The 13,399-nt window shown below is 44.5% G+C and carries 17 protein-coding genes; 8 read left to right on the plus strand and 9 right to left on the minus strand.

The features are described from left to right. Positions 1-16 precede the first annotated feature (16 nt). Both DYP60_RS13565 and DYP60_RS13570 read right to left on the minus strand, forming a co-directional pair. On the minus strand, positions 17-751 hold the full coding sequence (locus DYP60_RS13565) for a hypothetical protein (RefSeq protein WP_117331559.1): 735 nt from the start codon (positions 749-751) through the stop codon (positions 17-19). A 14-nt stretch (positions 752-765) separates the two neighbouring features. After that, entirely contained in the window at positions 766-1,047 is a 282-nt protein-coding gene (locus DYP60_RS13570) for a hypothetical protein (RefSeq protein WP_117331560.1), read from the minus strand. Positions 1,048-1,161: 114 nt separating this feature from the next. On the opposite strand from DYP60_RS13570, the gene DYP60_RS13575 reads away from it, so the two are divergent. Further along, positions 1,162-1,710: a rubrerythrin family protein gene (locus tag DYP60_RS13575; RefSeq protein WP_117331575.1), complete on the plus strand. Its 549-nt coding sequence runs from the start codon at positions 1,162-1,164 to the stop codon at positions 1,708-1,710. Positions 1,711-1,893: 183 nt separating this feature from the next. On the opposite strand, the gene DYP60_RS13580 is transcribed toward DYP60_RS13575, so the two are convergent. The 3 genes from DYP60_RS13580 to DYP60_RS13590 all read right to left on the minus strand — a co-directional run bounded on the left by DYP60_RS13580 (position 1,894) and on the right by DYP60_RS13590 (position 3,298). Beyond that, positions 1,894-2,157 (minus strand): JAB domain-containing protein, encoded by a 264-nt coding sequence (locus DYP60_RS13580; protein WP_240622890.1) that lies wholly within the window; start codon positions 2,155-2,157, stop codon positions 1,894-1,896. A gap of 128 nt (positions 2,158-2,285) precedes the next feature. Continuing rightward, positions 2,286-2,657 carry a recombinase family protein gene (locus DYP60_RS13585; RefSeq protein ID WP_240622891.1) on the minus strand — a complete coding sequence of 124 codons (372 nt, stop codon included), beginning with the start codon at positions 2,655-2,657 and terminating at the stop codon, positions 2,286-2,288. Positions 2,658-2,698: 41 nt separating this feature from the next. Then, complete coding sequence (locus tag DYP60_RS13590) at positions 2,699-3,298, minus strand: recombinase family protein (protein ID WP_117331562.1); 600 nt, start codon at positions 3,296-3,298, stop codon at positions 2,699-2,701. A gap of 213 nt (positions 3,299-3,511) precedes the next feature. Here DYP60_RS13590 and DYP60_RS13595 point away from each other — a divergent pair, with 213 nt between their 5' ends. After that, positions 3,512-4,051 carry a P-loop NTPase family protein gene (locus tag DYP60_RS13595; protein ID WP_133299356.1) on the plus strand — a complete coding sequence of 180 codons (540 nt, stop codon included), beginning with the start codon at positions 3,512-3,514 and terminating at the stop codon, positions 4,049-4,051. A gap of 56 nt (positions 4,052-4,107) precedes the next feature. On the opposite strand, the gene DYP60_RS13600 is transcribed toward DYP60_RS13595, so the two are convergent. Continuing rightward, entirely contained in the window at positions 4,108-5,382 is a 1,275-nt protein-coding gene (locus DYP60_RS13600; protein WP_117331564.1) for an ISL3 family transposase, read from the minus strand. A 158-nt stretch (positions 5,383-5,540) separates the two neighbouring features. On the opposite strand from DYP60_RS13600, the gene DYP60_RS13605 reads away from it, so the two are divergent. The 6 genes from DYP60_RS13605 (at position 5,541) to DYP60_RS13635 (ending at position 10,230) form a co-directional block, all read left to right on the plus strand. Continuing rightward, positions 5,541-5,807, plus strand: a complete 267-nt coding sequence (locus tag DYP60_RS13605; protein ID WP_117331565.1) for a hypothetical protein — start codon at positions 5,541-5,543, stop codon at positions 5,805-5,807. Positions 5,808-6,226: 419 nt separating this feature from the next. Next, on the plus strand, positions 6,227-6,859 hold the full coding sequence (locus DYP60_RS13615; RefSeq protein WP_117331567.1) for a hypothetical protein: 633 nt from the start codon (positions 6,227-6,229) through the stop codon (positions 6,857-6,859). A gap of 9 nt (positions 6,860-6,868) precedes the next feature. Next, on the plus strand, positions 6,869-7,561 hold the full coding sequence (locus DYP60_RS13620; protein WP_117331568.1) for an AbiTii domain-containing protein: 693 nt from the start codon (positions 6,869-6,871) through the stop codon (positions 7,559-7,561). 219 nt (positions 7,562-7,780) lie between these two features. Then, entirely contained in the window at positions 7,781-8,695 is a 915-nt protein-coding gene (locus DYP60_RS13625; RefSeq protein ID WP_117331569.1) for a DUF7662 domain-containing protein, read from the plus strand. Then, complete coding sequence (locus DYP60_RS13630; RefSeq protein WP_117331570.1) at positions 8,685-9,233, plus strand: hypothetical protein; 549 nt, start codon at positions 8,685-8,687, stop codon at positions 9,231-9,233. Before DYP60_RS13625 ends, DYP60_RS13630 begins: the two co-directional genes overlap by 11 nt. Before the next feature lie 52 nt (positions 9,234-9,285). Then, entirely contained in the window at positions 9,286-10,230 is a 945-nt protein-coding gene (locus DYP60_RS13635; protein ID WP_117331571.1) for an HNH endonuclease signature motif containing protein, read from the plus strand. A 375-nt stretch (positions 10,231-10,605) separates the two neighbouring features. Here DYP60_RS13635 and DYP60_RS13640 read toward each other — a convergent pair whose 3' ends face one another. From DYP60_RS13640 to DYP60_RS13650, 3 genes are all read right to left on the minus strand, one after another. After that, positions 10,606-11,619, minus strand: coding sequence for a recombinase family protein (locus DYP60_RS13640; protein ID WP_117331572.1), 1,014 nt, complete (start codon positions 11,617-11,619; stop codon positions 10,606-10,608). Between the two features lie 137 nt (positions 11,620-11,756). After that, entirely contained in the window at positions 11,757-12,392 is a 636-nt protein-coding gene (locus tag DYP60_RS13645) for an L-2-amino-thiazoline-4-carboxylic acid hydrolase (protein ID WP_117331573.1), read from the minus strand. 156 nt (positions 12,393-12,548) lie between these two features. Further along, positions 12,549-13,274 (minus strand): ketopantoate reductase family protein, encoded by a 726-nt coding sequence (locus DYP60_RS13650; protein WP_133299357.1) that lies wholly within the window; start codon positions 13,272-13,274, stop codon positions 12,549-12,551. Positions 13,275-13,399: the final 125 nt, after the last annotated feature.

Raw genomic sequence — 13,399 nt, forward strand, 5'->3', positions numbered from 1 at the left:
AAGTGCCCCTTTCTTGTCACAACCAAAATAGGGAAAAGGTCACTACCATTTTAGGTATTTCTACGATACCACACAGACTGATGATGACGGTGCGGCGGTATGTCCTGTAGCCACTGCGCAGTGCCGCCGAGAACAGATGCTTGCCGAACTCGTGGCTGCTTCCGATGTAGTCGGCGTATTCCTTGCGGTCGATGTAGAACTTCTCGACATCGCCACCGTCCTCGCAGCCCAAGAAGTGCACGGCGTCCGACGAGAACACGATGCCCAGCTTGTTCTCCCGCCAGGTCGAGTCGTCACGGCCGGGATGCCGGGTGTTGAACGCAGCCCCGTCCATCTCAATGTACAGCACACCGTCTCGGTCGTACGGGAAATCCAGTGTCCCGGATCCCTCCGCCAGTATCCGGTAGGCCTCGTCGGCACGCCTCTGGTCATGCATGAAGACGATTGCGCCAACCAGGTTCGCCACCTTGCGCACCGTGTCGTCACCGACATCCAGGTGCAGCGTACGCCTAATCTGGTCCTCTGCCTCCTGGTACGAGCCCTGGTCCTGCGCCCAGTAGGCGGTCTCGAGCATCAGCGGCAGCGACATCTTCCCCGGGATCTTGTCGATCCCCAGGGCCATGTCAAGCGGCGCTACGGTCCCCGGATATCCTAATGTGCCAAGCCGCTCCTTGTCCGCCTCCGTAGCCGGCACTAACACTTTGCGTGCGAACGAGATCGGCCCAGTAAGCGTCAGGTACCGCTTGGGCACCCGGGATTTTTCCTTCAGTCTGACCCCGAGTCTCCTGAACTCCGTTTTTTTTTATCCACCACCGGCTTCTCATCGATTGACTGCAGCGTGTCCGAAAGCATGTCAGAATAGATTTCCTGGGTCGAATGCCGCAACTCCGACATGGCGCCCTCCATTTCCATGAGCGTCATGAACTGCTCCGAATCCCGGGTGTTTTGCGCAACCTTCGCTTGGAACCGCTGGATTTCAAGCTGTATACGCTCGAGGTGTCTTTGACGTATGGTCTCATCAGTATCTTTTGTATGATCCTTCGGCATGACTTCCCCTTTCCCCCTTGCATTGCCATTCTACACCCAGTTAACAGTTTTAATTTGACCTATCAAGTATTTGAGGTATAATGTTTAAAGAAATTATAAAGGATGGATATAAACATGAAACAAATGACAGAACAACACATGATTAATGCTTTTGGGGGAGAAAGTATGGCCAATATGCGTTACAGGCATTTTGCCGTTCAGGCAGAAAAAGAAGGGTATACTAATGTTGCCCGGTTGTTCCAGGCCATTGCCGATGCCGAATACATCCATGCGGGGGATCATTACCGGGCATTAAAACACTTAGACGGCGGATTCGTCGCCGGTAGCATGGGCGCCTTCGGACAGGGAGACACCAAAAAGAATTTAGGACTGGCCATTGCCGGTGAATCTTTTGAAATTGAAGAGATGTATCCTGTATATATTGAAGCTGCAAAATTTCAGGGGGAACTGAACGCTGTCAGAAGTTTCGAATGGTCATATGCCACTGAAATACAGCATTTGGCAATGTATCAGAAGGCCAAGGCAGCTGTCGACAAAGGGACAGATGTGGAGTTGGGTGCTGTTCAGGTCTGTTCTGTCTGCGGTTATACTTTGGAGGGAGAAGCACCTGATAACTGCCCCGTATGCCAAGCAAAAAAAAATAAATTCTCCGAATATTCATAATAATCAGTCATCTGTAAGTATCCGATGAATTTGTGTGATATGTTCAATATTCAATATCTATACAAAAGTCAACTTTCGAGCCAGCCCTGGTACTCAGCCTTGGAGGGGAACGGGTAATCGATTCTTTGAGTATAGGGATAAGATCCGGCAGGCCGAAAGCAATGCTCCTCTTATTGTTTTTCCTTAGAACACATTCCCCTCAAGCATGGAAAGATAGCCTTCCTCCCCGAAGATCAGGTGGTCGAGTACCTTGATCCCCAGAATATCCCCAGCCTGTTTCAGTCTCCGGGTCACATCCTTGTCCTCCATGCTTGACTCGAGATTCCCGCTGGGATGGTTGTGCGCCACCAGGATGGCTGTGGCTCTTTGCAGTACTGCCTCTCCGAAGACCTCAATGACAACCAGCCCTTGATACAAGAATACCCTTTGCAACTGTTTGTTGTGCAAACACTTAATATTCTGATATTTTGCCAGATTTTAAGCATTTTTGATAATTTAGACTACTCAATTTCGTCATTTTTTATCCCACGTACGCACACTCGTATCCTCAACGATACCGTTGATTCTTATACCAATTAGTTTTGGGGTTTGGTTGTTTTCTTAGTCCTAGTCACTGCCTTCTTGGAGCTGTAGTGGGTGCTCTTTCGGACCTTGTTCCCGTGCTCATCAACCTCGATGTTGGAACGTTTTGCCTTCAATTTCTGCACGCGTTTGAAGCGACGCTCATGGATGATTTGGGTGTGATGGTTTCGTGACCGGTGGACCTCGAACGGGTCGCGAACAGTTCTCTTGGTTGAAAGAAAGTCTGCGGACTCTGTTTCTCCATAGACGGAGGTGCCGGTATATTTCTCGTTGGTGAGTATATTCTCGATCGTCTTCACCGGCCATTTCTTCTTGCCCGTTGGTGTGGGAACCTTCAGCGCTTCCAGCTCCTTCTTGATCCTCACAATACTCCAGCCATGTTCATACCACTCAAAGATCTTCAGGACTATCCCCTGGCCTCAGCGATGTTTAGGATGAGGCCTTCCTCTTCATCACGATCATACCCATAGCATCTTCGTAAGAATGCCGGGGAGTCAGGATCCATGGTACTTCTTCGAAGACCCCACTTGATGTTCTCGCTCTTGTTCTCACTCTCGGCCTGGGCTACACCGGCATGGAGTGTAAGCAACAGCTCCCCTGCCTGGCTGAGGAGGTGGATCTGCTCATTGTAGAAAAAGACATCAACCTTCAGTTCCTTGAGGCGCCTGAGCGTCACCAGAAAATCCACGCAGTTGCGTCCGAAGCGACTGATGGACTTGGTGTAGATCATATCAATCTTCCCCGCCTCACAGTCGGCCAGCAGGCTCTGGAAGCCAGGACGCGTGCTGATGGTCCTACCAGACTTGATATCGATATAGGTACCGACATATTCCCAAGCGGGATTATCCAGGATGTCCTCCTTCTCGAAGTCCATCTGGGCTGAAAGACTATGAAGCTGTCGCTCCTTCTGCGTGCTAACACGACAGTACAAGGCAACCCGGAGACGCTTGAAATGCCGCCTGGCTGGTATGACATGTATGATGCGTTTTCTTTTATCGTCGGGCATGATTTTTTATAACACGAATGGAAAGGGATGGATAGATTTGATTGAGCAATCTTGATTGGACCTCGAATTGATACTTTTATTGCCCGAACATTTACAGTTGGGATTTCTTGGCTTATAGTTACTCTGATCATAATGACCAAATCCACTGCACACCTTAGCACCTTCTAGAAGTTTGATTCGGGCATGAAGTCTTCAATCACCTGTACTACCGACTTGCTGATCAACGAGTTAAGTAGCTGTTATAAATTTGGAGGGCAAAAGAAAGTGGACAAAAATCAGAAGAAATTAATCATCCTTCAAGGCAATTCAGGAGTCGGCAAAACCACTACGCTGCAAAATACGATTCGTGAACTTGTGTCCAATCACGATTTTATGATTACCGAAGAGGAAGCTGGGAAAAAAGATCGAAGAGTGGTGCTAAAGCACAAATCAGGCCTTCTCGTTTCTATTTGTACCAGTGGAGATACTCTTGGGATTATCGAGGAGAATTACCGATTCTTCATTTCCCAGTGTTGTGATTTCATGATATCTGCTTGTAGGATTAACACCAAAACTCACCTCAACAATTCCAGAACCAACTTGATGAAGACTGCATTAATCGGCTTTGCTTCCGGATATTGGGAATCGGATGAAGTTCATTTCAATGCAGATAGTGCTAATGTCAAACTACTCACACTTCTTTCGCGCGAGGGAAAGGACAATATAATGGATAAACTGATTCAAGAAATATCCAATATCAAAAATTGTATTTGATTTCACGGAGATGAAGATATGTCAGCATGGTTATTCGCTGAATCGAGTGGGTAACCCTACATGATGGTGGCTTTAGGAAGTGCAAGCTCTCCACAGACAAAATAGATCATTGCCATGAAATTCTTCATGTTTTTGAACCCTCTTGCTCTGTGCTTGATCAGACTTATCATCGAGTTGAATCCCTCCAGAAGTGCGTTGGTCTTCCTGGAATCGAAGTAGTTGAGAATCTCCAAGGCATTGCGGGTGAGCGACTGACCCACCTTCTGCATCTCCGCTATGCGGCTGTTGGACAGCTCCATGCACAAGGCCTCGAAAGCTTCGACAGCACTCTCGTAATCAAGGCAATTCTCATAGAATCCCTGCAGTTTCAGGCGGTAGTTGTAGGCGGTGACGGTATCCAGGTGGTCTGTGCTCAGCAGCAGCTCCAACTGGCTCAGCTGCTTTTCTGTGAGGTTCTGCTTGTTCTTCAACCACAGATAGCGGGTTCCTTCCAGCGACCCGATCTTCTTTCTGTCCTTGGAACGCATCTCTCGGCGCCTGACCTGGTCCACTGAGTCACCCATCATCTTGACGACGTGGAACTTGTCCACCGTCGTCCTTGCCTGGGGGAATGCGTCTGTCATGGCATTTCGGTAGCCGTGGCACATGTCGCTGGTCACGTCCCCCACCTTGTCCGGCTCTCCCTGCTTGGCCTTGAAGATGTGCAGGAACTGCTTCACCGTATCCTTGCCTTTTCCTTCCACCGTATACAATACCCTAGCCTTGGAACCGTCCTTCTCAGGATGTGCCAGGAATACGGTGATGTAATGCTGGCCCTTGTGGCTGTACTCGTCCACCCCGATGGCATCGACCCCGCTGAAGTCCTGCTTCTCAAGGGCCTGCTGTACGTACAGGCTGATCAGCCTCCACAGCCTGGTGTCATGCTCGCCCACCTGCTTGGCGACCTGGCTGACCGGCATCTGCTGCAGCATCGTCAGCAGGACTGCCTCCATCAGCAGGGTGAAGCCGCTTCCCGACCTCGCCCAGGGAACCTCCACCAACCTGACCTTGTGCTGCTCGCACTCGATGCGCGGAACCCTGGCGTGGATGTAGCAACGGTACTGGAAGAAGTTCAGGTGCCGCCAGACCTTCCGCTTTGAATCATAGATGCGGCAGCTCTCACCGCATTCGGGGCAGGGAAACTTGCTCCCTTCCTGGTAATCAACAGTGATGTGTACTTCCATCTTGTCCGGATTCTTCTCTGAGGGGACCATCTCAACATTCGTTACCCTCCAGGGTTCAGTCAAGCCAAGGGCCATGGTGAAGATGTCTGTCTGGGAGAATCCGTTCATCGTGAATTACCTCTCTGTCCTATGATACCAAAACAGTACCACAGCACTCCCAGAGTTTTCCACTATCACTTTGCCTCTTTAGGATTCTACCCACTCAAAACAGCGAAAGGCCGTCAGCATTAATTTATTTTCTCCAAGAGAACCAGGTTGTACTTGCGATGGATACCTTGAGTTCGGCGCGTGCAGAATCCGAACTAAAGCCGTTTAAATATGTATCAAAAATCTTTCCGCTCCCTCACATGAATTCGGTAATTTGTGGAACAGGAGAATTTTTCCCCATACTGAAGTGGTTTGAGTTCGTTGAATCCAGCATTGTTGCAAATGGAATTGTCTATCTTAACCGGCTGACCGAGTTATCAATCAAAGAATTTATGAAAAATGAAAATCCAAGTAACAGCTTAACCACGATATATCCTTTGGCTTAAGTGAGGAAGATTGTAAATTCTATGGATATGCTTATAGATCAACCAATGAATATTTAAGTGAGAAGCTTGAATACTCCATTGGAATCAAACCACAAGATGTATTTAGAACAGACGAGGAGCTTTCTAGATTTCTTGAGGCAAATACCAAGCAGGACATCCTTGCATCACTTATGTTAAAGCTAAAAGAGTATGATGATAAACTTGGTGATACGCATCCAAACAAAGTTGGCATAGGGGGGCATATGGAAGTTTGCATACTAAAAGAAAATTCACTACATATTGAGAGACAAGATATATTCCCTGACAGCGCCTCCGTATATCAGAGAATTCTCGCCGGTTGTTCGAAATGACATAAGCAGGGAACGGAATTAGTCTAGTCGTATTTATAGTGTAATAATCAATACCAGAAGGAGTCAAAAATGCTTTCAGGTTTTCCGAAATCAACTATTTCGATAATAAATAGAGACGGAGAAGTACTGTACCAAAATATTAAGGCTGTTTTCGCTGACAATATGTTCTTGATTGAGGACATAAAACTGATTTTTGAAGAAGGGGATATCATCGAAAAATTGCTCCCCAATGGGAAATCTGAGCGATACGAAATTCTTGAAACTGGATTTAATGAAGGCCTAAGCACAATTCCCGCCCACTTCCAAACCAAAGTCAGAAAAATCATCAAACACAAGGCTGAAAATATTCAAGGCTACACTCCGAGCATCATCAACAACACTTATTCTGGGGTTGCAAATTTGCAGGTTCAACAAAACACTCATAATTCATCACAAGTTATGAACATCAAGAACGGCTTGGACTATGAGCAGATTGAACTTATCCTCGAACTTCTTAAGTGCGATAAGGTAAAAAATGAGATTCCAGCTGAACGATTGAGCGAGTTTGAAAAGGCCAAGGATGACCTTGAATCTGCTATACAAAGAAAAGATCCTAAAGAAAAAATCAAACCTGTCCTTTCCTTCATTAAAAATCTTATTTTTACATGCGGAACTTCTGCATTGTCTGCAATGGTAGTAGATCAGATTTCAAAGATAATTTAGGAGAAACAAATGGATAACAAAGGAATAGTGCTGGAGCTTCAGAGGGAAGCATTGGACAATTCCTCTGATATCGTAGGCCTATTGAGAAAGGTAAAAATTATTGCTTATAAATTAGGCCTTGAAGATCTCACTGAATGGGCGACAAAGGAGGTAGGAGGATACACTTCAACTGACCTAGCAGAAACCATTCCGAGATATCGACACATATCTGGTGGAACTATCGAGTTTTTTAATCCATATCGTGGTTATTGTCCGACATATATAGATGATGCAGAACTATTAAAAAGACTTGATAGTTGTATCATCTATTTAGGAATTCCCAAGATAACCTCCTATCTTAAAACTGAGAAATCCAGCATATTCCGCTACACATTTACGCCAGATGCACAGAAGATACTTAACAGTATTAGCACCACTCCATGTGATTTTAGCTATTCAGTTAAATATCCGGTGAATTGTCTATTTCAGATTCTCGAAGACGCCCGGAACGTAATCATCGATTGGACATTGTTGCTGGAATCTAACGGGATTCTCGGTATCGACTTTTCATTTTCGGATAAGGAAATTGGAATTGCAGCATCTAAAAAGAGTATTGTAAACTATTACACGACTAACGTTTTCCTCAATTCTTCAAATTTTCAAATCCAACAGAATTCTACAGAAGCCAAACAAGTATTTTCCATCTCGGATTTATCTAAATAGACTATTACATTTTAATAGATAGTTTAAATTAGACTATTCATCACTAAAATAAATTAGCAAAAACACACATGATATCATCTCATATATCTCATAATCAAAAACATCTCATTTGAAATATTGGATAAAGCTTATCTCATTTTTTCAATATTGAATGTTATTTACGAAATTTTAATTGAAAATTTATTCAAGTACAAATATTCTTCAATCAAGGAGTTCGAGATGAATATCAAGGATTTCAAGAAAAGGATTTCAAGCAATATTCGGACTTTAACTAAATGGTATGACTATAAGATTGGTGCTCTGGAAAAGGATGCAGGAGTTTCTCCCGGATATGTTTCTCGCCTGTCCAAAGAAGATTCTTTATCCTCCATGCCATTGATTGACTTGCTCGTCGAGACTTCAACAAAGTTCAAAGTATCTATTGATTCAATAGTCTATTCGGATTTTTCCAAGTTCGCTAATGAAGATAAGAAGAGACTGTATTTATTTAGTGAAACACTATTGTATTTAACCGATACTAGCCAACTTCTATGGAAGAGGAATGGTCAAAAGCTGGTCTCGGAAGATGAGGTCGTTGGCAGCTACGTTGTTCAGTATAACAACGAAATTTCCTTCTATATTTTTGAATTGGAGTCAGTTAATGAGGAATGTTCTGGTTATTCAATATGGGTGGAAAACAGAGAGAAGAAAACAAATGTTGCTATAGTCAATTCTCCTGGTCCTGCGCTCTATGAAATCCTTTCCAGACTATATGAATCCGCCGGAGCAAGTGCAGATACAGTCTTTATTGATGAATCCGCAGACAGTGCAATCAGGTGTTTTATGGCTGAAAATGGAAATGTGTTTAAGAATTCATCCGAGCTTAAAAAGTACAAGCCTTTATTTGATAGATTGAAAGGTAGAAAAGAAGAAGAGATAACATTAACTTTCTTTGACATTGAGCAGTGCTTAGGATTTTCTCTTCCTGCAAGTGCTTATAAATACGCATCATTTTGGGCAAACAACACCAATGGACAACATCAGCATTGTAAATCTTGGCTGGATGCTGGGTACAAGACAATTAATGTTCCGAAAAGCCTTATTGATCAATACATTACATTCAAAAGAATTAAGGAGCCGAATCATGAGAATTAAGAAAGCGGTTACAGTCATTGTTGTTCTCTTGTTGGCGAATTTTGTGTTTGCTCAGGAGTACACAACCTATGCAGCCTCGTCAAATATCAAATCACAAGGATATAGAAAGACGGACACTGTTTGGATCTTGAGTAATGCGAATAACTTTCTATGGAATAGGATTGTTGAAGAATCCGTGAAGAACGAATTTGAGAAACGGAATATCAACGTATTTTTAACCACAGATCAATTCGATCTGGTTGATGCTGCAGAAAATGAGTATAAGGCTTTTTATGATGCCGTTTTACTATCACAAGCAACATTTATTCTAGAAATCGGTATAGAAGATTTCAACACATATGAATATGGTGGAGGAGTTGCTAAGTTCGATACTGTTGGGAATTTGGTGCGACTTGATGCCGACATAACCGCATTGAAGATTGGACTCTCCACAGAGGCTGATAAGAATGACATGTTGTCGTTCAATGCCACTCGTAAACCAAGTATAGAAAGTATGGCAAAGGCACTGGTAGACGAATATATGCGTTATGCCAGATAACTAAACAACGACATCACAGATATAAAATTCCTAAACGATTGGAGGTAATTAAATGATTACTGTGGATACCTATGTCAACGAACGTGAATGTGAATTTAAAGGTGAGAAGTATATTGTCCGAGACAATGGCGCTGTTATGCGTCTTTCGAAGAAAAACTATCGAAAAAGGAGGTTAGACAATAAGTGGACATTTGGAGTTGAAGATAAAACGACTGGTTATCTCAAATTTAGCAGCATCCCAATTCATAGAATTATAGCTACTGCTTTTCTTGGAAGTCCCAAAGATAGTAATCACGTTGTGGATCACATCAATACAAATCGGCAAGATAATACTCCGGGAAATCTGAGATGGGTTACGAGATTTGAGAATGTCTTTCTAAACCCAATAACTTGTAGAAAACTGGAGAGACTAACAGGTCTTAACATTGACGAGATAATTCAAAATCCAAAAATACTGGAATACTATAAAGTGCCGAAAAATATTGCTTGGATGAGAAAGGTGAGTTCTGAGGAAAGCCGGAACTGTTATCAGAATCTTATGAATTGGGCTTTGAATTCAAGGATTGAGCCTTCAAAAAAACGAGGCACAATTGGAGAATGGGTTTATCAAACAAGATATCTTCCTCCTAAAGAAGATACCTTGGAACATGGAAAGGTGGATAAAGTTTATCCATGCTGTCCTTCCGACAACGAAGAGAGATCCTTGGAAAACTATCAAAGAAAACTCCAGCCTGGGACAGTCTTTTTAGAAACAGAAATCACGAAGTATGTTGTTGTTGAATCTACCATTTTCGATGGGAAACTTATTGTAAGATCAAGAGACGTGAATGAGCAGGCTCTCAAACCGTGGTTTGTGTCCTTTGTGACCCTGGAAAATGGGAGATTTCAACATGAGTTGGTTAAATCTTGCTTTGTTGAAGAAGGGTCAAAAGAGTTCTTTGACATTATGCAGGATAAGCCCTGGGAGTCTAATCACTCCCTTGACTATGGGTGTTGAGTCAAATGAACAGACAGTCTTAACATTGAAAACTATGGCATTTCGATAAATGGTTAGGCTGTTCCCTTTGCCCTGCTTGTTTTATTAAAACTCGTTCATAATAAATACCACAATAGCACAGCCAGTCCTCTATGAAACACAAAATGGCATATTTCATTGCATTGGATAAAGATATTTAGACTATAAATCATCAATGACAACTTGCCCATGATACAAGATTACCCTTTGCAAGTGTTTGTTGTGCAAACACTTATTTTTGTGGAATTTTACCAGTTTTTCAGGATTTTTTATTAATTTAGACTACTTAATTTCGTCAATTTTTACCAAAGATACGCACACTCGTATTTTCAATAATACCGTTGATTAATATGCCATTTAGTTTTGGGGTTTGGTGGTTTTGTTTACTTTTTTCACAACCTTCTTGGAGCTGTAATGGGTGCTCTTTCGGACCTTGTTCCCGTGCTCATCGATCTCAATGTTGGAGCGTTTTGCCTTCAGCTTCTGCACGCGTTTGAACTGTCGTTCATGGATGATGGGGATGTGATGATTGCGTGACCGATGGACCTCGAAGGGGTCACGAACGGTTCTCTTGGTTGAAGGAAAATCTGCCGACTCGGTTTCTCCATAGACGGAGGTGCCGGTATACTTCTCATTGGTGAGAATGTTCTCGATCGTCTTCACCGGCCATTTCTTCTTGCCGGTGGGAGTGGGAACCTTCAGCGCCTCCAGTTCTTTCTTGATCTTTACGATACTCCAGCCTTGCTCATACCAATCAAAGATCTTCAGGACTATCCTGGCTTCAGCGATATTAAGGATGAGGCCTTCCTCCTCATTACGATCATACCCGTAACATCTACGAGAGAATGCTGGGGCGTCGGGATCCATGGTACTTCTTCGAAGACCCCACTTGATGTTCTCGCTCTTGTTCTCACTCTCGGCCTGGGCTATGCCCGCATGGAGTGTCAGCAGCAACTCACCTGCCTGGCTGAGGAGGTGTATTCTCTCGTTGTAGAAAAAGACATCCACCTTCAGTTCCTTGAGACGCCTGAGCGTCACCAGGAAATCCACGCAGTTGCGTCCGAACCGGCTGATTGACTTGGTGTAGATCATGTCGATCTTGCCCGCCTCACAGTCGGCCAGGAGGCTCTGGAAACCAGGACGGGAGCTGATGGTCCTACCGGACTTGATGTCGGTATAGGTACCGACATACTCCCAAGCGGGATTCTCCTGGATGTCCTCTTTCTCGAAATCCATCTGGGCCGAGAGGCTTTGCAGCTGTCGTTCCATATGTGTGCTCACACGGCAGTACAAGGCAACGCGGAGACGCTTGAAATGACGTCTGGCTGGTATGACATGTATGATGGGTTTTCTCTTCTCGTCGTCAGGCATAGGTTTTTATAACACGAATGGAAAGGGATGGATAGATTTGAGGATTCGGAAAAGATTGAACCGAGACGTTTCTCAAGGTAATGAACATTATCGGTTCAAGGGGTTTTGTTTACCGTTTGAGTCGGTTTTCGACCTCATCACTTTTCTTTTCGATGTTGTCGGGCATTACGATAATGACAGTCACACACCGAACCTCCTGACCCCAGGGTACTTTCTCGCGTAAAGATAGTATTCGTCCATTTTGCCATACCGTAATCATACGCGCACATTGCCGGAGTAATTTCTGATATGCCGAGGGTACAGAACAAGTGGTGGATACCACAACGATCAAAGACAGCGTCAAAGGTATCAAGCGACTTCCCAGGTAAAAATTTGAATCTCCACGAGTAAGGATTATCTGAAAGCTGACTGACTTTTGCCTGCTTCGCAAGGCTCTTTTGGTATTTCTCAGAATAATTATTGATACTTCTCAAATACATCCTCATTATACGGCTGTCGTCCATGGATGTGCCGTAATATTCCTTCATTTTCTCACACGACGGTTTCGGGTCAAGACCAAGATAGATAGCGGCAATCTCTGCGGCACTGATTAGATTGAGAATGAGAACATCATTCCTGCCAAATGGCGGTATGATTTCGATAATGGCCCTATACTTCTCTCTTGCCTTTCCCATAACCCCATTACTGTCTGATACTCCAAGAATCGGCAGGTGCTTTTTGAAGGTTGGTGCAAACAGTACCCACATCGCTCGAGTCATTAATCCGTTTCTCATTTTATACCTTTCCTTTTCATGCCTTGTAGCCCCTCTTATCAGTTTCAAGAGCTCATACCAAAACACCGATGCTGCGGCAAGACCGAATTAGGAAAGATATTGGCGCTAAAAATCCTGCATATTGCATTATTTTTCCTCCATGATTATTCTTGTCGATTACTTTCCAAAATCAGGTGTGATACCAGCTAACGTCCTGATCGCTGGGGTATCCATGTGACTTGCCTCCACCAAACCCAACAACTCCCGTTTCAACACATCCATTTCATCCACCGCTCTGCGGGCATGCCTGGCCATCGCCGTCTCCGCGAGATCAGTGCGTAACACGAAGGAAAATACCGCGGCGACAAGAAAACCAGGCAACCGCAAGTACCAGAGCTTCCTCGGTATGGTCCGATGTCCAAGACACCTAAGGACAGCAAGACCTTCCTGGATTGCGGCAACCATCAACCTGACATCGGAGAAATGCTTGGACAGCCTTATCGGATCACCCCCATGTTTATACAATGCTTGAGCGATCGCGCATACCACCGCCACATGCGTCTTCTGCCAATCATCCATATGCTTGCACGTAACGGTGGGAATCCCAGCTTCCCGGAATATCCCCGCAAGGAACCCGACCCGATCGTATGAGGTGTGTACCAACTCACCCACGGTAGTGGTTTGAAACAATCTGACCAATCCTCTGCCTATCCTGTACACTACGACATTTCCGTCGACCACCTCACCACCTGCCGAGGGGAAGGCTATCATCACCCGTTCGGCTCCCACGACATCTACATAGGCTTGGTATCCCGCCGCGGTGTTCACCATGAACACGAAGCTTGATGATTGGTTGGATGCCAACAGCGGAAGCACCGCTTCTATCTGTGTCCTTTGAACCACGACAAGAACGAAATCATATCGATCGTCAGGAGCCAGTGATGTAATCGTCTGTAACCCGTAAATGATTTTTTCCTCCTCCTAAAACCGCCAGGTGTCAGTCTTGTGCGCATTGGTGGCATGTTTCT

The organism is Sphaerochaeta halotolerans (assembly GCF_003429665.1).
Lineage (GTDB): Bacteria > Spirochaetota > Spirochaetia > Sphaerochaetales > Sphaerochaetaceae > Sphaerochaeta > Sphaerochaeta halotolerans.

Bases quoted from the DNA above. Each gene is read 5' to 3' on its own strand.
- DYP60_RS13570 (WP_117331560.1), bottom strand. From the start codon at position 1,047: ATGCCGAAGGATCATACAAAAGATACTGATGAGACCATACGTCAAAGA.
- DYP60_RS13575 (WP_117331575.1), top strand. From the start codon at position 1,162: ATGAAACAAATGACAGAACAACACATGATTAATGCTTTTGGGGGAGAA.
- DYP60_RS13590 (WP_117331562.1), bottom strand. From the start codon at position 3,298: ATGCCCGACGATAAAAGAAAACGCATCATACATGTCATACCAGCCAGG.
- DYP60_RS13600 (WP_117331564.1), bottom strand. From the start codon at position 5,382: ATGAACGGATTCTCCCAGACAGACATCTTCACCATGGCCCTTGGCTTG.
- DYP60_RS13605 (WP_117331565.1), top strand. From the start codon at position 5,541: ATGGATACCTTGAGTTCGGCGCGTGCAGAATCCGAACTAAAGCCGTTT.
- DYP60_RS13615 (WP_117331567.1), top strand. From the start codon at position 6,227: ATGCTTTCAGGTTTTCCGAAATCAACTATTTCGATAATAAATAGAGAC.
- DYP60_RS13620 (WP_117331568.1), top strand. From the start codon at position 6,869: ATGGATAACAAAGGAATAGTGCTGGAGCTTCAGAGGGAAGCATTGGAC.
- DYP60_RS13625 (WP_117331569.1), top strand. From the start codon at position 7,781: ATGAATATCAAGGATTTCAAGAAAAGGATTTCAAGCAATATTCGGACT.
- DYP60_RS13630 (WP_117331570.1), top strand. From the start codon at position 8,685: ATGAGAATTAAGAAAGCGGTTACAGTCATTGTTGTTCTCTTGTTGGCG.
- DYP60_RS13635 (WP_117331571.1), top strand. From the start codon at position 9,286: ATGATTACTGTGGATACCTATGTCAACGAACGTGAATGTGAATTTAAA.
- DYP60_RS13640 (WP_117331572.1), bottom strand. From the start codon at position 11,619: ATGCCTGACGACGAGAAGAGAAAACCCATCATACATGTCATACCAGCC.
- DYP60_RS13645 (WP_117331573.1), bottom strand. From the start codon at position 12,392: ATGAGAAACGGATTAATGACTCGAGCGATGTGGGTACTGTTTGCACCA.